Origin of the sequence: Aquimarina mycalae (genome assembly GCF_029906345.1) — a bacterium.
In the GTDB taxonomy this organism is placed as follows: domain Bacteria; phylum Bacteroidota; class Bacteroidia; order Flavobacteriales; family Flavobacteriaceae; genus Aquimarina.
On sequence record NZ_JARYGY010000004.1, the window covers coordinates 361,115 to 381,329 of the forward strand.

Below are 20,215 nucleotides of genomic sequence, written 5' to 3' on the forward strand. Positions count from 1 at the left end.
AGATTATTAAAGAATGTCTTAAAACGTTTTATTTTGATTTTTTAGTAAAATTTGTAATGAGAACGTAGATCTAGTTATAAAATTGTAACAAATAAGAAAACCCGATCAAAAAGTGTGATCGGGTTTATAAAAATAATAAATAAACTTTATTCGTTTGATTTTTTTCCTCCAATACCTTTTTTGGCATTTTGCTTTTTCATTTCTTCTCCAATTTGATTGGAAGCGGTAAATGAGGCGATCATATTATTTAGCATGTCACTACCAGCTTGTGGAGAATTTGGTAATAAAATCAAATTACTATTTGTTTCTTCACCTATCGATTGTAAGGTATCATAATGTTGCGTTACAACTATAAGAGCAGATGCTTCTTGAGAATTGATTCCTACATTATTTAATACATCTACACTTTCTTCAAGTCCTCTGGCAATTTCTCTTCTTTGATCTGCAATACCTTGACCTTGCAACCTTTTGCTTTCAGCTTCTGCACGAGCTTTAGCTACAATTTTAATACGCTCAGCTTCTGCTTCATATTCTGCAGCTACCTTTTCACGTTCTGCAGCGTTAATCCTATTCATGGCTTCTTTAACCTGCAAGTCTGGATCAATATCGGTAACTAGTGTTTTGATAATGTCATAACCATAATTAACCATAGCCTCGTTAAGTTCTTGTTTTACTGCAATGGCGATATCATCTTTTCTTTCAAAAACATCATCTAATTTCATTTTAGGAACTTCAGCACGAACTACATCAAATACGTAAGAAGTAATTTGGTCCTGAGGGTTTTCTAATTTATAAAACGCGTCATAAACTTTATCCTTGATTACCTGATATTGCACAGATATTTTTAGACGAACAAATACATCATCTTTGGTTTTTGTTTCAACTAATACATCTAGTTGTTGGATTTTTAAGTTGATTCGTCCTGCAATACGATCAAAGATTGGAATTTTGAAATGTAATCCTGAATTTCTGATACTTAGGAATTTACCAAAACGTTCTACTACAGCAGAAGTTTGTTGTTTTACAGTAAATATCCCCGATATAAGGATTAAAAACCCAAATATTACTATTGGTATTAAATATAGTCCCATTGTTTTTAGATTAAAAGTTATTTGATAAAATGAATTTACTAATTAATTGTAAATCATTGTGTTTTATTTTGCAATAGTTACCATTGCGGTATAAAGATTAGCCATATAGGAAATATCTACTATTTCCCATCCTTCAGAAGAAGACTTATTTAAGGTGTCTTCAACTTTTTTTCTAAGCTTTTCTATGGACCAGTTATCAGATATTTTGATAACTCTAAATTCTTTTCTCATTGTTGACAAAGTTTTTGGTTGGTTACTATATTAGTAGATAATTCTATCAAAATGTTACAGGTTGTAAAAAACAACACCCATTATCTATGGTCTGATAATGGGTGTTTATAAGATAAACTTAATAAGTATTAAAGTTTTTCTATTGCGGATTCTATTCTATGAATGGTTTCTTTTTTTCCGATGATCGCAATAATATCGAATAGGTCAGGACCTTGCAAAGAGCCAACTAATACTATACGAAGTGGCATCATAATTTTTCCAAAGCCAATCTCTTTAGCTTTGATCCATCCTTTTACAATATTGGAAATGTTTTCTGAAGAAAAATCTTGAATATCACTAATGATTCTGGTTAACTCATGCATCAAAGTAGAAGTGTCTTCCTTCCAAGCTTTTTTAGTTGCTTTTTCATCATATTCAGAAGGAGAAATGAACAAAAAGGAACTAAGTTCCCAGAGATCTTTAGGAAATACAGCGCGTTCTTTTATAAGATTTACAATGCGGTTTAAGTCAAAAGTAGTAGTAATATTTTGGTCACTAAGTACTTTTTTTAATTGTTCCACGTGTACAGAAGTATCTGTTTGTTGAAAATGTTGTTGTTGAAACCATTTGGTTTTCTCAGGATCAAATTTAGCACCTGCCTTATTAACCTTGGCAAGATCAAAAGCTTGAATAAGCTCTTCTAATGAAAATAACTCTTGTTCTGTTCCAGGATTCCATCCTAGAAATGAGAGCATGTTTACTACCGCTTCAGAAAGGTATCCATCTTCACGGTATCCTGATGCAATATCATTGGTTTTAGGATCTGTCCATTGTAATGGAAAAACAGGAAATCCACCAGCAACACCGTCTCTTTTTCCTAACTTTCCTTTGCCAGTTGGTTTTAGGATTAATGGTAAATGTGCAAAACTCGGAGCTTCCCAACCTAAGGACCTGTAAAGTAATACATGAAGAGCTAAAGAAGGTAGCCATTCTTCACCACGAATGACATGTGTTATTTCCATTAAATGATCATCAACAATATTAGCAAGATGATAAGTAGGCATACCGTCGCTTTTAAATAATATTTTATCATCTAGAACATTGGTGTCTATTTTAATGTCCCCACGAACTTCATCTTTAAGGTGTAATGTTTCATCGGTAGGACATTTATAACGAATTACATATGCATCACCAGATTGAATTTTTTGCTGAACTTCCTCTTCAGAAATTGATAAAGAGTTGTTGAGCTTTTCTCGGTTATGCCAGTTATATATAAAAGTTTTTCCTTGAGACTCACAATTTTTTCTTTGGGCATCAAGTTCTTCAGAGGTATCAAATGCGTAATAAGCGTGACCGTTTTCTATTAACAGATCTGCATATTGTCTATATAGATGTTTTCTTTCACTTTGTCTATAAGGACCATATCCACCATCTTTTCCTGGACCTTCATCAAAAGGAATATTACACCAATCTAAAGCTTGTACAATATAATCTTCGGCTCCAGAAACATACCTGTTTTGGTCAGTATCTTCTATTCTAAGAACAAAAGTTCCATTGTGTTTTTTAGCAAATAAATAATTAAACAGTGCGGTTCTTACACCACCAATATGTAAAGGTCCTGTTGGACTTGGAGCAAAACGCACCCTAGTATTTTTTGTCATGATCTTGTGATTTATGCCTTAAAAAAGAAAGGCGTACAAAAGAGTGGACAAAGATACAATCTTAAATAAAAGTATTTAGGTATTCTTTTTAAATCTTGGAATTGGAAAGTTAAGGTTTCATTTCATTTGGGACTCGCTTATTCATGAGCATAAACCAAATAGGAGGGAACAGTGATAATACCATTGATGTTGGATATCCAAATGGAAGTTGAGGACTGTCATTATGATGATCAAGAAGTTGATATTTTTTTGATGCTCTGTAATGATGATCGCTATGTCTTGTGAGTTCAAAAAGTAATATACGACCCAATAGATGATTGGAGTTCCATGAATGAATTTCACGAACACGTTCGTACCTGCCCGAGGAATTTTTTTTTCGCAATAGCCCATAATGTTCTATATAATTGATAGTCTCTAATAATAAGAAACCAACAACTCCAGAAGAGAACGCAACAATACACCCTAGAAAACCGAAGAATATAAAAATGAAACTAAGATATATAGTGGTAAATATAAGATACCAAAGCATGTCATTTTGGATAGAAAGGAAAGATCGATTTTGTTGTTTTAATAAGGTTGTTTGAATTTTCCAGGCACTAATGTATTGACCAATAACAGATGTAAACCAGAAAAAATATAAGGGTTGGTTATATCTGGCGGTAGCGGGATCTTCTTTTGTGGCGGCTTTTAGGTGATGACCAAAATTATGTTCAACATAAAAGTGCATGTAAAGTGATGGAAGTAATAAGGCTTTTGCGATGAACCTTTCTTTAGAAAAACGATGTCCTAATTCATGACCAACATTGATTCCATTTGCACCTAAAACTATACCTGTAGAAATAATAATACCTATAATTTCGAAATTTTCTAAAGGTCGATTGGATACCACAAACAATGTATATATTAATATAGAGTATATAATTGGAAGATTTATATACAGTAGCCAATTAAATAATTGCTTTTTGGATTTAGATAGGCGATTATCATCATCAAGATTTTCGGTAGATGAAGGAGTAAATAACTCTATAATCGGTATGATACCAAACACATATAATGGTGTCATATAGGTATATATACCTTCTAGCCAAATACTAAGAAATGCTATAATAGGAATGGAGTATGCAGAAATATATTTTAGATCCTTCATAATACCTTAGATGTTAGGGGTTTGAATTATAATAAATATAACAAATCTATAAGAAATAAAGTTGTAGCTTTATAGATTACTGAAAAAGAAAAGGTATAAATATGGATAATTTCGAATTCATAAAGGGTAAATTAGAACAGTTTATAAGAAAATATTATATAAATGAATTGATAAAGGGTGTACTATTATTCTTTGCAATTGGTTTATTGTATTTTTTGATCACACTATTAATCGAGTATGTTTTATGGTTGAATAGTACGGGTAGAACATTATTATTTTGGTTGTTTATTCTTGTGGAGTTGTCACTGTTTGTAAAGTTTATCGCTATACCAATTGCTAAACTATTCAGGTTAACTACAGGTATAAATTATACAAAAGCTTCTAGAATTATAGGGGATCATTTCCCAGATGTTAACGATAAATTATTGAACCTGCTTCAGCTTAGTGATGATAAGGGATCATCGGCATTACTTTTAGCAAGTATAGAGCAAAAATCGAGTCAGTTAAAACCGATACCTTTTAAGTTAGCTATAGATTTCAAAAAGAATGTTAAATACCTAAAGTATGTCGCAATTCCGATTGTGATATTTTTATTGATAAGTTTTTTTAGTAAAAAGAACTGGTTTTCAGAAAGTTATAATAGAGTTGTAAATTATGAAACGGCGTATGAACCACCAGCACCTTTTCAGTTTTTTGTGCTCAACAATAGTTTAAATGCATTAGAAAGCAAGGATTTTGTATTAGAAGTCAAAACTTCTGGAGATGTAGTTCCAGAGAATGTGACGATTACCTATGATGATGAAATTTATTTTTTAAAGAATACTGGAGTGGGTGAGTTTCAGTACACATTTGTTCAACCAAAAAAGCCAGTAGATTTTGTGTTGTCTTCTAATGATGTATACTCAAGAGAATATACGCTGGCTGTAGTTCCAGTACCAACATTATTGGATTTTGTTATGGAATTGGATTATCCAGGATATACTAAAAAGAAGGATGAATCATTAAAAAGCTCAGGAAATGCCTCTATACCTGAAGGCACAAAAGTTACCTGGAAAGTGAAAACTAGAAATACAGATAATGTAAATATGGTTACAAAGGATTCAACGATTCTTTTTACTAGAAGTGAAAGTGATTTTCATTATGATAATAAACTATATACCGATTGGGATTATGAGATCACTACTTCTAACGTTAACGTAACTAATTACGATAACTTATCTTTTAATATAAATGTTGTAAAGGACCAATATCCAGAATTAAACCTAACATCAGAGAAGGATACTGTAGATAATAATACGATGTATTTTTATGGAAGGTTAAGTGATGATTATGGCCTTAGTAAATTGCGTTTGGTGTATTATGATAATGAAACTGAGGACAACAAAAGCTACAAGAATTTACAAGTAAGTTCTTCTGTGTTTGATGAATTTGTTTTTGCTTTTCCTGGAGATTTGGATTTGAGGAAGGGCGTTAATTACGATTTTTATTTTGAAGTATTTGATAATGATGTAATACATAATTTCAAAAGTACCAGAAGTCAGGTGTTTAGTTTTAGAGAGCTGACTAATAATGAAGAAGAGGACAAAAGGTTACAAGAACAGAATGAGGCTATCTCTGGATTGAATAAATCTTTAAAGAAATTTAAAGAACAGGAACAGGATTTGAAGTCATTAAGTAAGTTACAAAAGGAAAAGAAACAACTAGATTTTAATGACAAAAAAAGATTGGAGGATTATTTAAAGCGTCAGAAAGAACAGGAAAAAATGATGCAAAATTTTTCAAAAAAACTAAAGGATAATTTGGACCAGCTTGAGGAAAAAAAGGAAGAGGAACCATTTAAGGATGCCTTGAAGGAAATGTTAGAACGTAATGAGCAAAAGCTGAAAAAGAATGAGGAGCTGTTGGATCAAATTAATAAGCTGGCTGATAAAATTCAAAAAGAAGAATTGACAGAAAAGTTAGAAGAGCTTGCTAAAGAGAATAAAAATTTAAAGAAGAATTTAGAGCAGTTATTAGAATTAACAAAGAGATATTATGTTATTGAAAAACATGAAAAGCTTGCGGAAAAATTAAATGATCTTTCGGAAAAACAGGAGGAGTTATCAGAGAAAAATGAAGAGGAGAATACTAAAGAAAAGCAGGAAGAACTGAACAAAGAATTTGAAAATTTCCAAAAGGAAATGGAGAACCTTAGAAAGGATAATGAAGATTTAAAGAAGCCAATGAAGTTGGATCAAGATAAGAATGAGGAAGAGGAAATAAAAAAGGAACAGCAGGAAGCTAGTGAAAAGTTAGAGAAGAAAGAACAATCGGGAGCAAAGAAAAATCAAAAAAGTGCTGCTCAAAAAATGAAGCAAATGAGCGATGGCATGCAAATGCAAATGGCAATGGGTGGAGGAGAACAGCAGCAGGAAGATATTGAAATGCTACGACAAATCTTGGATAACCTTGTAGATTTTTCAATAGAACAAGAATCACTAATGAAAGGTTTTAAAGGAATTAATATAGACAATCCATCGTACTCTACAAAGTTAAAGAAGCAAAGTGTTTTGAGAGAAAACTTTATACATATTGATGATAGCTTATATGCATTGGCGTTAAGGACCCCAACGATTTCGGATATTGTCACAGGAAAGCTAACGGATATAGAATTTAATATTGATAAATCATTGGAGAGATTGGCAGAGAATCAATCAGTACAGGGAACGGCTAACCAACAATATACTGTAACGGGTTCTAATGATCTGGCATATTTTTTAAGTCAAACATTGGACCAAATGCAGAATAGTATGCCGTCACCTGGTAAGGGAAAAGGAAAGGGAGAATCCAAAGGATTTCAGCTACCAGATATCATAAAAAAGCAGGAGGAGTTAAATGAAAAAATGAAAGAGGGAGCTGAAAAAAACAAAGGAAAGAGTAAAGGAAAAAAGGAAGGAGAGAATAGTGAAGGTGGATCTGGAAAAGACGGAAAGGATGGAAAGAATGGAAAGAATGGAAAAGGAAACAAAGATGGTAAAAATGGTAAGGATGGTAAGGACGGTAAGAATGGAAAAGGAGAGTCCGAACTTCAGGAGGAGAACATGAACGGCGAGTTGTATGAGATATATAAACAACAGCAACAGTTACGAAATGCGTTGAAAGAGAAATTAATGAAAGAGGGAATTAAAAACAATAGAGGAAGTGATTTGTTAAGGAGGATGGAACAAGTTGAAAGGGAACTATTAGAGAAGGGCTTCAATGATCGTACGTTAAGCAAAATGCTTAATCTTAAACATGAATTATTGAAATTGGATGAAGCTACTTTTGAGCAAGGTGAAGAAGAAAAAAGGGAAAGCAAAACCAATAATAAGTTGTTTGATAACAATAATGAAGGTCAATTAGAAAAGGCTAAACAATATTTTAATACTACTGAAATATTAAACAGACAAGTATTACCTTTGCGCCAAAATTACAAACGCAAAGTTCAGGAATATTTTAAGAAAGCAAATGATTAATTTTTTTTATGAGTCTTTAGAATTCGAGCTTAATGAGGATAGGATTATTTCTTGGCTTCAAGAGGTTATTTTATCTGAAGGAAAAAAGGAAGGAGACATAAACTTTATCTTTTGTAATGATGAATATTTGTTGAAGATAAATCAAGAATTTTTAGCTCATGACACATATACTGATATAATAAGTTTTGATAATAGCTTGGGAAACGAGTTGCATGGAGATGTATTTATATCTAAAGAAAGAGTAGATGAGAATGCAGGGGTTTTTAATGTGAGTTGGGAGGATGAGTTAAGAAGAGTAATCGTTCATGGGGTGTTGCATTTTTGTGGCTATAAAGATAAGACTGAGGATGAAGATAGAATGATGAGGGAAAAGGAAAACGAAAAACTACTAATGTTCCACGTGGAACGTTAGTGTTGTTTTTGTGAATTTGTTCCACGTGGAACAAGTTTTTTTGAGAAAATAGTAGTGTTCCACGTGGAACAAATTGAATAAGAATTATGTTTGATAAGGAGTATGATGTTATCGTTGTAGGAGGAGGTCACGCAGGAAGTGAAGCTGCGGCGTCAGCCGCAAATTTAGGATGCAGCACGCTGTTGATTACCATGAACCTGCAAAACATAGCGCAGATGAGCTGTAATCCTGCAATGGGAGGAATAGCAAAAGGACAGATAGTTCGAGAGATTGATGCATTGGGAGGATATAGCGGTATTGTAAGTGATAGAACCGCTATACAGTTTAAGATGTTGAACAAGTCCAAAGGACCAGCAATGTGGAGTCCAAGAGTACAGAGTGATCGAATGAGGTTTGCAGAAGAGTGGAGATTGCTTTTGGAACAAACTCATAATTTGGATTTTTACCAGGAAATGGTAAGTGCGCTGTTGGTTGAAGATGGAAAAATAAAAGGAATTAAAACTTCTTTAGGTATAGAAGTAAGAGCCAAAACCGTGGTGTTAACTAATGGAACTTTTTTAAATGGTTTAATTCATATAGGAGAAAAACAATTTGGAGGAGGAAGAGCAGGAGAAAGAGCCGCAACTGGAATTACAGAACAGTTGGTGAATTTGGGTTTTGATTCTGGTAGAATGAAAACAGGAACTCCACCAAGAGTGGATGGACGATCTTTGGATTATTCAAAAATGACAGAACAGCCTGGTGATGATAATCCAGAAAAATTTAGTTATTCAGATTTATCAAAGCCATTAGAAAATCAAAGATCTTGTTATATGACATATACTTCACCAGAAGTACATGATTTATTGAGAGAAGGCTTTGATCGTTCACCAATGTTTAATGGAAGAATTAAAAGTATAGGACCAAGATATTGCCCATCTATAGAAGATAAAATAAACAGATTTGCTGATAAAGAAAGACATCAAATGTTTATTGAACCCGAAGGTTGGAATACTGTAGAGGTTTATGTGAATGGTTTTTCTACATCATTGCCAGAGGATGTTCAATTTAAAGCTTTGAGGTCTGTTGTAGGTTTTGAACAAGTAAAGTTTTTTAGACCTGGGTATGCAATCGAGTATGATTATTTTCCACCAACGCAGCTGACACATACTTTAGAAACAAAGTTAGTGTCTGGATTGTTTTTTGCTGGTCAGATTAATGGAACTACAGGATATGAAGAAGCAGCTTCTCAAGGTTTAATGGCAGGAATCAATGCAGCGTTAAAAGTGAAAGAACAAGAAGCATTTATCTTAAAAAGAAGTGAGGCTTATATAGGTGTGCTTATAGATGATCTAATTACTAAAGGTACTGAAGAGCCATATCGAATGTTTACCTCAAGAGCAGAGTATAGAACATTGCTTAGACAAGATAATGCTGATTTTAGATTAACTCCAAAATCACATAAAATAGGCTTGGCTTCAGATGAAAGAATGAATAGAATGGAGGAAAAAGAAAAGAAGTCAAATGCGTTTGTACAGTTTTTTAAAGATACAAGTGTTACTCCTCAGGAAGCAAATCCAGTTTTGGAAAAAAAGAAATCTTCTCTTATTAACCAAAGCGGAAAAATGTTTAAGTTATTTTCTCGACCTCAGATCACTTTGAATGATATTAAGCATTTTGAAAAAGTTGCGAATTATATTAAAGATAATGATCTGGATAAGGAAGTATTAGAACAAACAGAAATTCAGGTAAAGTATTCTGGTTATATAGAAAAAGAAAAGAATAATGCAGATAAGTTAAACCGTTTAGAAAATATTAAAATCCCAAAGAATTTTGATTATACTAAATTAAAATCTCTTTCTTATGAGGCTTGTGAGAAAATGACAAAAATACAACCAGCTACGATTTCTCAAGCTTCGAGAATTAGTGGTGTTTCTCCAAGCGATATTTCTGTTCTTTTGGTGTATATGGGTAGATGATGGAACATGTAATTTTTAAACAAGATAGAGCGCTAAAAGGAAAGATTCTAACCGCTATAATTTTAGTTTTTTCGACACTGATGTTGTTTTTCGGGTCAGAATCTATGTCGTCAAGAATAATTCTTTTTAGTATAAGTTTGTTGGTTTTTGGTTTTTCTATATCGTATAAAATAGACAAGAGCTTTAATAATTATAAATTGTTTTCAGTGTTCGGTCTTGTTTTGTTTCGAACAAGATTAGAAATAGACTTTCCAGATTATATATCTGTTTTTTCAGGTTCATTCAGTGCAAAGAATGAATGGAGTACTGTGAGCGCACTTGGAATAAAGGAAAGGCACGAAAAAATTGTTATTCGGTTTTTTACGAACAATAAAAACGTAACACTGTACAAAACGGATAATTATGATATGGCACTGCAAAAAGCAAAAACATTGAGTAAACTTTTGAATGTTGAACTTTATGACGCTACTAAATCATAGTTCCACGTGGAACAATTTTGGTTTAATAAGTGTTTTTTGTACAAAAGTGTATCGCATAAAACAAAATCTTTTGACAAACTTTGTCTTCTGTATAAACGGAACTTTCGTTAGGAGGAAAGTTTAATATCTCAGTTGAAAAAAGTATTAGTAGTTTTGAAAAAAACATTAAAGAATTAGGATTATATTAATATCGCTTCAGATTAGTAATGAATAAAGAAAAATTGGATTTTTTTATAGAATGTAAAGATCATACCGTGTCAGGTGAAAGTTTTAAGTTATATCATGATCGAGAAAGAGATATGTTGATTACCTATCCAAAACCTACAAACGAAAATTTAGGAAAGTATTACGAAAGCGAAGATTATATTTCTCATACAGATGCTAAACGAAGTCTTTTTGAAAAATTATACCACATAGTAAAAAAATACTCGTTGCATAAAAAAGTTAAGCTTATTTCCGAATTGAACAAAGGAACAGGTTGTTTGTTGGATATAGGAGCTGGAACGGGTGATTTTTTAATATATGCCAAAGGTAAGAATTGGGAAGTAAGTGGTGTGGAGCCTAATGATGATGCTAAAATGTTGGCACACAAAAAAGGTGTTAATTTAGAATCAGAAACAAAATGTTTCGAATCCAATAGTTTTGATATTATTACAATGTGGCATGTATTAGAACATGTGCCAGATTTAGAAGAGCAGATAAAGGAATTAAAACGACTTTTAAAACCCAAAGGTCATTTGATTATTGCGGTTCCTAATTTTAAGGCATACGATGCTAATTATTATAAATCTTATTGGGCGGCATATGATGTGCCGAGACATCTTTGGCATTTTTCAAAAAAATCTATAGCTAAGATTTTTGATGATAAAGAAATTTTATTGAATAAAACAATCCCTCTTAAATTTGATTCGTTTTATGTGTCACTTTTATCAGAAAAATATAAAAATGGAAAAATGAATTTTCTTAAATCTTTCTGGATAGGATTTCTTTCTAACATGAAAGCAAAACGAACAAAAGAGTATTCCTCTCATATATATGTTTTAAAAAACGAATAATTTTCAATTTTAAGAAGATTTAGGACATTTTTGATACGTTTTACTTCGGATTGTATTGGTTTTTTATAAAAGGAGCTTAAAAGAGCTCTTTTTTAATTGAATTTAATCGGTTTTTCTTATGGTTTTTCTATCCTTTATTGTTTTTTCTTATGTTTACTTAATTTGAGGAATTAATCGCCATAACATCAAATGAACTTTGATACTTTTGCCAGAACTAAATTTTAGAATAATGAGAAAATGTATATGGATTGCAGTTGCATTAATTACAATGGCTTCTTGTAATCAGCAAATCGAAAAAACAGGTTTTGTAAATAACACAAAAGTAGTGTCTGATTTTAATGAGATGAAAACTGCTCAAGAGAAATGGACAAAAAAGAATAATGAGGTTAGAGCTGAGTTAGAAGAAAAAGCAAAGCAGTTTCAAATAGAAGTTCAAGGATATCAAACTATAATGAAATCCATGACCAAAGCTAATAGAGAAAAGAAAGAACAAGAATTGTTAGTTAAACAACAAGGATTGCAAAGAGAACAGCAGACTAGAATGCAAGAAATTCAGAAGGGTAGTCAGACTGAAATTGATTCTATAATTAGCAAAGTAAAAGATTTCATAAAAGAATATGGTAAGAAAAATGGATACACATATATCTATGGTGAAACCGAAGTTGGTAATATCTTTTATGCTAAAGAAGAACTTGATTTGACAGATAAGATAATAGAGGAATTAAACGGAGAAAAGTCTTCTAAAGAAGAAAAATAGTCCCTTATGTAATTATAATATTAAAGCTCATTTGGATAATCTAAATGAGTTTTTTTGTGTTTATGTTAAGGGAATATTCCCCGAAAAAGCTTGTTTTTTAATACATAATATTTTTTCTAAAGCGTAAAATGTGCTTAAGAGAACAGGTATTATATAAATTACTAACTTTAGTATTGCTTTTAAATCATCTATGAACCACATAAACACATTTCTATGAAGAAGATTTACATATTAGTAGTGAGCATATTTATAATGTTTTTTATGAATGTTGAAAGCACTGCGCAATCACTATCAGATCCTGAATTTTCTTTTGAAGGAAGTGCTTCAACTACAACAATTGTTTGTGTATTGGCAGAAAGTTCAGAACGAATTGCGATATCAGAATATACTGGACCATCAGGATTTTTTAGTGCTGGAACTACTTTTTATTTGGAATTATCAGATGAATTTGGAGTTTTTCAGAACCCACCTTTAGAGCTGGCAACACTTACCATTAATGAAGCAATCACCTCTAGTCAGGATTTGATTTTTGACCCTTTTGAGATGCCATCAGAATTAAGAGGAGAGGATTACAGTTTAAGAATACGTGATGAAAACTCGCTTATTGTAAGTGTTACCGAAGGTATTCCGATATACTATATTGATATATCTGGTGAGAATGGAATCTCTATAACTGGTCCTAATCCTTTGTCTAATAATGTGGCGTTATGTGGTACAGGATCAACCACGCTTACTGCATTTCCTGTTGATTTTGCACAATATACGTGGCTGTATGAGGGCAGTCCTATTCCTGGAGAAACGACTAATATTCTTGATAATATTACACAACCAGGAACATATACAGTAATATTTGAATCTGGATCTTGTAATACCCCATATGGAGGGAGAAATAGAATTAATATTGAAGTTTTTAATTTGGATCAGACAAATGTTTTTATTAGCGAAGAAATGGCAGATCCGATAGAGTTTTGCCCTAATTTTGTACCTAAACAATTAACCTGCAGTATAACAGATCCAGCTTATACATATGAGTGGTTTTTGGATGGAGAGGCAATTGCCGATTCTAACACCTCTTTCTTAGATCTGCCACAAAGCAATTTTGCTGGAGAGTATACGGTAATAGTAACAGAAAGTGAAGGTTGTTCTGTAGAAACAAATCCAGTGGAAGTAATCAATCTGGGATCAGATATTCTTACACAACCGCCCCCACAATTAATTATACTACCAGAAGAAACCATAACACTCGCTATAACAACTAATGCGCCAGATGGAAGTGAAATCCAATGGTTTGAGAATGGTATAGAAATTCCTGGAGCAACAAATCTTTTTATAGATGTAACAGCACCTGGAATGTATAGTGTAGAATTAATGACAAATGATCTTTGCAGAGCCACATTGCGAGCAGAAACAGAGGTTTTTAGTCCTGTAGACTTTAAACCAACAGTATCGCAAGTTATTGATTGTGATGATAATATTGCAACACTTGCATTAGAAGATTTATTCGGTATTACAGCGGGAGGATTAGAAATTCCATTAACCACTAATCAATATGCCTTTTTTGATTTTGAGTGGTTCAGAGATGCTACTACTACAGGAGAAACGGGATTAACTTTTACGGTTAACGGAATTAATGAAAATGATTCTTATACACTTACAGCTACATTTATAGCAGGCGATTTTCCAACAGACACTTCTGATCCAGTAATGATAGAGTTTTTAACGGATGATATCACTATTCTATCAGATCCACCGTTTTTACCTTTCGGCGGAACGGTAACGCTAAGTGTACCACTAAGCAGTTTATACACTTATGAATGGTTTACAGATGTTAGTGGAGATTTCCAGCTTATAGAAGGAGAAACTACCAATATGTTAGTGGTATCCGAAGAAGCAAATTACCGAGTAATCATTACCTATCAGGATTGTGTGGTTCAGCGAGAAATATCAGTAGGAGATGAACCAGGGGCATCAGTTGTAATCCCTAATGTAATAACTCCTAATGGAAGTCCAGGAGTTAATGATAATTGGGTTTTACCAGATGAATTTGAAACATCAGATGTGCAAGTTGCAATATATAGCTCAAATGGTAAGTTGGATTTTGAAAAATCAGGAGGATATAATGAAGATTGGCCTTCTAATTCAGCTTCGGGCGCGAGTGAGCTTATATACTATTATATAATTACCAGAAATAGCGCAGTAGTCAAAAAAAGGAACAATTACGGTAATGCGCTAGTTTTTTGCTTTCAAATAGTTTTATAATTGAGACTAAAGGTCGGTCGTAGCTAGTTTATTAAATCGGTCATTTTTAAAATATTAAAAAGAGGATAATAAAATGTCTTTTTGATCTCAAAAACAATGTAAAAGTGATAAAAAAAGTACACTTAATCGGTAAAACCTGCCGATTTTGGGTGTTTTTTTACCTTTCAAAATACGAAAAATTTACAGGTTTTTTTCATTTTTTCATATAAAAATTTGTTTTTTTGGACATTTTTAAACCAAAATCACTATCATTTTGTGATGTAATTTTCTTTTTTAATATTAACATAAAATATTGATTAACAGATTTTTAAACTATAATTTTTCACCAAACAGGTATGGTTTAATCTATTGTAATTATTGTCCTCAAAACAAGGTAAGAATATTATTACAAAAAAAAATGAAAAATTGGTTTGATATAAACATTTAATTCATAATTTTATGACTTTACAATATTTATATTAACAACATTATTAACAAGCACCCCAAATTGCTTGCTTGATTGTGCATATATTCACATCATAATAACAGTGTGATTACTATGAAAAGAAGACTTAACCTATCGTTACTTGCCTTTGCGCTTAGCTTCCTTACTTCCCTTGAAGCTATAGCCCAGGAAATTACTATGCCTGAATTCTATATCAACGATAGTAATGCTACTGCACCTGCTGCTTGTGTAAATCAGAACGTTCCCAATCGTTCGGTAATAGCAGAATATAATGGCCCATCAGGCTTTTTTGGTCCAGGAACAGTCTTTATTTTAGAGTTATCTGATGCTGATGGTGTTTTTCAAGATCCTCCCCTAGAATTGTTTAGGTTTACATCTGCAACTGCAGTTGGCGCGAGTGCAGAATTGGATTTTGGCCCTTTCCCTATACCAACCGACCTTAGAGGAGAGAATTATAGTATGAGAGTACGTGATGCGGACTCTCAAGTTATTGGACTAACAGAAAACATACCTATCTATTATTTTGATACTAGTCAAGGTGTTACGCTGACAGGACCAAATATCGAAGCCAATAATGTGGCACTATGTCAAGGTGACTCTGTAACCTTAACTGCTTTACCTGATGGTTTTCCTGCTTATATCTGGACTAGAGATGGAAATGTAATAGCGGGAGAAACGGGTAATACATTAGAAAATGTATCTCAACCAGGAAATTATAATGTGAAAATCGATTTTGGTTTTTGTAATGCATTTTTCAATTTTGATTCTGCAAATACCAATGTCTTTATTTTTAACACCGCGAATGTGTTTATTAATGAAGAAGCCGCATCACCTGTAGAGTATTGTCCAGAAGATGTTAAATTATTAACCTGTAGCATTACAGATCCAGCATATACATATGAGTGGTTTTTGGATGGAGAAGCGATAGCAGATTCTAATACTCCATTTCTTACCTTACCACAAAGTAATTTTGCAGGGGATTATACAGTGATGGTTACAGCAAGTGAAAATTGTTCGGTATTAACAAATTCAGTGGAAGTAATTAATCTTGGATCAGATATCCTTACACAACCACCACCACAATTAATTATATTACCAAGTGAAACAATAACATTAGCAATTACTACAAATGCACCTGCAGGTAGTACGATACAATGGTTTGAAAATGACACACCAATTATCGGAGCTAATGGTCTATCTATTGATATTACTACTACGGGATTGTATCGAGCAGATGTGTTAACCAATGATGTTTGTATGAGTACTTTGCAAGCAGAAACAGAGGTTTTTAGTCCTGTAGACTTTAAACCAACAGTATCACAAGTTATTGATTGTGATGATAATATTGCAACACTTGCTTTAGAAGATTTATTCGGTATTACAGCAGGAGGATTAGAAATTCCTTTAACCACTAATCAATATACATTTTTTGATTTTGAGTGGTTTAGAGATGGTACTACTACAGGAGAAACGGGATTAACTTTTACGGTTAATGGAATTAATGAAAATGATTCATATACACTTACAGCTACATTTATAGCAGGTGGTTTTCCAACAGACACTTCTGATCCAGTAATGATAGAGTTTTTAACAGATGATATCACGATTCTATCAGATCCACCGTTTTTGCCTTTCGGCGGAACGGTAACGCTAAGTGTACCACTAAGTAGCTTATACACTTATGAATGGTTTACAGATGTTAGTGGAGATTTCCAGCTTATAGAAGGAGAAACTACCAATATGTTAGTGGTATCCGAAGAAGCAAATTACCGAGTAATCATTACCTATCAGGATTGTGTGGTTCAGCGAGAAATATCAGTAGGAGATGAACCAGGAGCATCAGCAGTAATCCCTAATGTAATAACTCCTAATGGAAGTCCAGGAGTTAATGATAATTGGGTTTTACCAGATGAATTTGAAGCATCAGATGTTAAAGTAACAATATATAGCTCAAATGGTAAGTTGGATTTTGAAAAATCAGGAGGATATAATGAAGATTGGCCTTCTAATTCAGCTTCGGGCGCGAGTGAGCTTATATACTATTATATAATTACCAGAAATAGCGCAGTAGTCAAAAAAGGAACAATTACTGTAATGAGATAATTTATGATTAAAAGAATACTTTTTATATTAATATGTGTCACTTCCCTAAATCTCATTTACGGTCAGGAAGGTGCTTCTAATACTTCAGGTGTTTTGCCGTCGGATATTCCACTGCATAACTCATTGAAGTATAATCGTTTTATGTTTAATCCAACGTTTTCTTTAGTTCGTGAAAACAAGAACTCTATAAACATATTTAACCGTAACCCAAGATCAAGTTTTAATGATAATTCACAAACATATTTTTTAAATTACTCTGCTAGATTCGAAGAAAAAACTGGAGTCGGAATTGGTCTTTTTCAACAGAATGTAGGAATATTTAGATTCTTTGGAGCCACACTTAACTATGCATATAACTTAGAACTAAACAGAGATATGAATTTCACCTTTGGTGTAAACTTAAGTTATTCTCAAAGTTCTCTAAAAAGTAATTTAGACGAAGCTCAGGTTAGCGATGATGTAATTAATAATTATGAAAATAGTTCCGTGTTTTTGCTTCGTCCTGGAGTAAATTTTAATTACGGAAATTTTGATGTTGGTGTGTCCGTTGGAAACTTAGTGGCGTATAATCTTACAGGAAGTGAATTGTTAACAGATAATTTTGATTATTCTGGACATGTCATGTATACAACCGAGTTAGATTGGAGAGAGGATAATGAATTGCGCGGAATGGTATATGCATCTAAACCTGGAGAACAGGATTTAAGATATGGAGGAAATGTATTATTCGAAATCCCTAAATATGGGTGGGCACAATTAGGATATAATAGCTTTTATGGTGGATCTATTGGTGTAGGTGCAAATATAGTTAAGGCTGTTTCAATAGGTCTTACTGTTGAGCCTGGAATTGGAGGAGAAGCGAATGCTTCAGAATTTGGTTCGACTTGGGAGTTTGGATTAGCATATAATTTTGGAAGAGAAGAAAAAAGAAGACGAAGAAGAGGGGTTTCTAATCCAAATTATGAGGCTAGAGATTCTGAAATCAGAAGATTAAAGAAAGAAATTTTACAGCAAAATAAACTAATTAGAGAATTACAAGATACAAGAGGAGATTCTTTAAGTCAGGCAGAAAGAACCATGAATAGACTAGAGAGATCTATTCAAGAAGCCAAAGAAGAAGAAGCTCGTCAAGCAAGTAAGTTAGCATTACAAAGAGAAGAAGAGGTTAAATTACTTAACAAGCAAGCAGAAGAGCTTGAAGCTCAGAAACAACTAGAGCTTGAAATGGCTCAAAAAGCGGAAGAAGAAGCTGCGGGAAGACAAGCAGAAGAAGCAAGAATTGCTGCTGAAGAAGCAGAACGAGAAGCAGAAGCAGAACGCCAAGAAGCAGAGGCTGAAGCAATAGCTGAAAAAGAGGAATTAGAGGCTCAGAAGAAACTGGAGTTAGAATTAGCCAATAAGAAGGCAGAAGAAGAAAGAATAGCATCTCAGAAGAAGTTAGAGCTAGAGATGGAAGAGAAGAAGAGACAAGAAGAATCTCAGAAAACTTTAGAAAGAGAAGTAGCAATACAAAAAGATGCTGAAGCTGAAGCTGAAAAAGCAAGACTGGCAGAAGAAGCGAGATTAGCAGAAGAGGCACGTTTAGCTGAGGAAGCAAGATTGGCAGAAGAAGCTAGACTAGCAGAAGAGGCACGTTTAGCTGAGGAGGCAAGATTGGCAGAAGAAGCGAGATTAGCAGAAGAGGCACGTTTAGCTGAGGAAGCAAGATTGGCAGAAGAAGCGAGACTAGCAGAAGAGGCGCGTTTAGCTGAGGAAGCAAGGTCGGCAGAAGAAGCTAGACTAGCAGAAGAGGCACGTTTAGCTGAGGAAGCAAGATTGGCAGAAGAAGCTAGACTAGCAGAAGAGGCACGTTTAGCTGAGGAGGCAAGATTGGCAGAAGAAGCTAGACTAGCAGAAGAGGCACGTTTAGCTGAGGAGGCAAGATTGGCAGAAGAAACTAGACTGGCAGAAGAGGCACGTTTAGCCGAGGAAGCAAGATTGGCAGAAGAAGCGAGACTAGCAGAAGAGGCAAGACTAGCAGAAGAAGCGAGATTAGCAGAAGAGGCACGTTTAGCCGAGGAAGCAAGACTAGCAGAAGAAGCGAGATTAGCAGAAGAGGCACGTTTAGCCGAGGAAGCAAGACTAGCAGAAGAAGCGAGATTGGCAGAAGAAGCACGTTTAGCTGAGGAAGCAAGATTGGCAGAAGAAGCGAGACTAGCAGAAGAGGCACGTTTAGCTGAGGAAGCGGCTCAAGCCACAGAAGAGAGTCCAGAAGATTTAGATCAGATCCAACAAGAATTGGATAATAGTAGTAGGATTACTAATAAATTAATTGCAACGAGAGACTCGTTATTAACCTCTACTACAAACCTTGATAAAAGAGACTTTAATAAGCTCTTAGAATCTCTGGTAAATATGAGTGATGAGGCAGAAGAGATTAAGAATGATAATGATCCTGCAAGTTCTAGGAGACTTACTTCTAAGAATAGATTTATAAAATTTGCTGAAGCGTCAAGACCAGAAGCTAAATATGCTACCAAATATATACCAGGATATCCTGAAGGATATTATTTAATAGGTAATGTATTTAGAGGAGGAACCTATGCAGATAGCTTTACTAAAAAGTTAAAAGACCTTGGTTTTAATGATTCTCAGGTAATCCTTAATCCAGAAAATCAATATCAATATGTTGCAATTAAGTATTATTCTGATAAGGACGAAGCAGCTGAAAATTACTTAAACAGTATTGGAAACAAATACTTTGGAGATATGTGGATACTACATATTGCTAAGAGTAGAGTTGAATCATTAAAAAGATTAGTACAAGAAACACGATTGATCAAAGATACAGTAAAGGATGACACTGTATTAACAGAGAGTCTATCGTATATTGGAGGACACAATATTCAAAACGGATATTATTTGATCACCAATATTTTCAAAAGAGAAAATTATTTTGAAAGAGGAATGACTAGACTTAAATCTCTAGGATTAGAGCCTAAGTTTTTCAGGAACCCAAAAGACAACTATATATATGTTTATTTAGATAAGTTTGATAATCTTGATCAGGCAAAACAAAGCTTGTTCTCTAATGTCAACAATACATATGATGGAGATCTTTATATATTAAAAATAGAATAATGTATGTCAGCATTGTTATTAAAA

The 20,215-nt window shown here is 33.4% G+C and carries 13 protein-coding genes; 9 read left to right on the top strand and 4 right to left on the bottom strand.

What is annotated here, in order from left to right:
- Positions 1 to 146: 146 nt before the first annotated feature.
- The 4 genes from QBK95_RS11815 to QBK95_RS11830 all read right to left on the bottom strand — a co-directional run bounded on the left by QBK95_RS11815 (position 147) and on the right by QBK95_RS11830 (position 4,109).
- On the bottom strand, positions 147 to 1,091 hold the full coding sequence (locus QBK95_RS11815; protein ID WP_280933932.1) for an SPFH domain-containing protein: 945 nt from the start codon (positions 1,089 to 1,091) through the stop codon (positions 147 to 149).
- A gap of 63 nt (positions 1,092 to 1,154) precedes the next feature.
- Positions 1,155 to 1,322, bottom strand: coding sequence for a DUF4177 domain-containing protein (locus QBK95_RS11820; RefSeq protein ID WP_280933934.1), 168 nt, complete (start codon positions 1,320 to 1,322; stop codon positions 1,155 to 1,157).
- 128 nt (positions 1,323 to 1,450) lie between these two features.
- Positions 1,451 to 2,962, bottom strand: a complete 1,512-nt coding sequence (gltX, locus tag QBK95_RS11825) for a glutamate--tRNA ligase (RefSeq protein WP_280933936.1) — start codon at positions 2,960 to 2,962, stop codon at positions 1,451 to 1,453.
- Between the two features lie 109 nt (positions 2,963 to 3,071).
- The gene (locus QBK95_RS11830) at positions 3,072 to 4,109 is read right to left on the bottom strand and encodes an alkane 1-monooxygenase (RefSeq protein WP_280933938.1); all 1,038 of its coding nucleotides are present in this window, start codon (positions 4,107 to 4,109) and stop codon (positions 3,072 to 3,074) included.
- A 101-nt stretch (positions 4,110 to 4,210) separates the two neighbouring features.
- Between QBK95_RS11830 and QBK95_RS11835 the strand changes: the two genes are divergently transcribed.
- The 9 genes from QBK95_RS11835 (at position 4,211) to QBK95_RS11875 (ending at position 20,191) form a co-directional block, all read left to right on the top strand.
- A complete protein-coding gene (locus QBK95_RS11835; protein ID WP_280933940.1) occupies positions 4,211 to 7,603 on the top strand; it encodes a coiled-coil domain-containing protein in 3,393 nt (1,130 codons plus the stop codon).
- Complete coding sequence (gene ybeY / locus QBK95_RS11840; protein ID WP_280933942.1) at positions 7,596 to 8,015, top strand: rRNA maturation RNase YbeY; 420 nt, start codon at positions 7,596 to 7,598, stop codon at positions 8,013 to 8,015. Before QBK95_RS11835 ends, ybeY begins: the two co-directional genes overlap by 8 nt.
- An 86-nt stretch (positions 8,016 to 8,101) precedes the next feature.
- Positions 8,102 to 9,973, top strand: a complete 1,872-nt coding sequence (mnmG, locus tag QBK95_RS11845; protein WP_280933944.1) for a tRNA uridine-5-carboxymethylaminomethyl(34) synthesis enzyme MnmG — start codon at positions 8,102 to 8,104, stop codon at positions 9,971 to 9,973.
- Positions 9,973 to 10,452 (top strand): hypothetical protein, encoded by a 480-nt coding sequence (locus QBK95_RS11850; protein WP_280933946.1) that lies wholly within the window; start codon positions 9,973 to 9,975, stop codon positions 10,450 to 10,452. Before mnmG ends, QBK95_RS11850 begins: the two co-directional genes overlap by 1 nt.
- A gap of 206 nt (positions 10,453 to 10,658) precedes the next feature.
- A complete protein-coding gene (locus QBK95_RS11855) occupies positions 10,659 to 11,507 on the top strand; it encodes a class I SAM-dependent methyltransferase (RefSeq protein ID WP_280933947.1) in 849 nt (282 codons plus the stop codon).
- 229 nt (positions 11,508 to 11,736) lie between these two features.
- Entirely contained in the window at positions 11,737 to 12,264 is a 528-nt protein-coding gene (locus QBK95_RS11860; RefSeq protein WP_280933948.1) for an OmpH/Skp family outer membrane protein, read from the top strand.
- Positions 12,265 to 12,477: 213 nt separating this feature from the next.
- Positions 12,478 to 14,523 carry a T9SS type B sorting domain-containing protein gene (locus QBK95_RS11865; RefSeq protein ID WP_280933950.1) on the top strand — a complete coding sequence of 682 codons (2,046 nt, stop codon included), beginning with the start codon at positions 12,478 to 12,480 and terminating at the stop codon, positions 14,521 to 14,523.
- 538 nt (positions 14,524 to 15,061) lie between these two features.
- Positions 15,062 to 17,071, top strand: a complete 2,010-nt coding sequence (locus QBK95_RS11870; RefSeq protein ID WP_280933952.1) for a T9SS type B sorting domain-containing protein — start codon at positions 15,062 to 15,064, stop codon at positions 17,069 to 17,071.
- A gap of 3 nt (positions 17,072 to 17,074) precedes the next feature.
- Positions 17,075 to 20,191, top strand: a complete 3,117-nt coding sequence (locus QBK95_RS11875) for a PorP/SprF family type IX secretion system membrane protein (RefSeq protein WP_280933954.1) — start codon at positions 17,075 to 17,077, stop codon at positions 20,189 to 20,191.
- The last annotated feature ends 24 nt before the right edge of the window (positions 20,192 to 20,215 follow it).